Origin of the sequence: Streptomyces sp. AC512_CC834 (assembly GCF_019049325.1) — a bacterium.
Lineage (GTDB): Bacteria > Actinomycetota > Actinomycetes > Streptomycetales > Streptomycetaceae > Streptomyces.
In genome coordinates this window covers 1-242 of record NZ_JAGMUO010000100.1, presented here as the reverse complement: position 1 = coordinate 242, position 242 = coordinate 1, and the positions used below count along the sequence as shown (strand labels likewise).

At 75.2% G+C, this 242-nt stretch carries 1 protein-coding gene; it reads left to right on the top strand.

Annotated features, from left to right (window positions below; translation table 11 throughout):
• Nucleotides 1-117: LPFR motif small protein (locus KUM40_RS41780; RefSeq protein WP_254395995.1), on the top strand; the 117-nt coding region annotated here is incomplete at its 5' end.
• Nucleotides 118-242: the final 125 nt, after the last annotated feature.

Here is a 242-nt window from a genome sequence, read left to right as displayed (position 1 = left end):
GCAGACGTACTGCGCCAGATCGGTGGCGCAGTCGCCACCGTGGTGACGCTTCCCTTCCGGGCCCTGGCCCGGCTCTTCGGCGGGGCCTCCTCCGCCGGCCGGGGCCGCAGGGGCTGATCCCGGCCCCGGCCGGCGGAGGAGGCCCCGCCGGGTTCCGACCGGCCCGGGCGGTGCCCTGATCCCCGATTGTCGGCGTCACCTGCCACAATTGCCGCGCAACCTCAGTGAGAAGGCGGTACGGG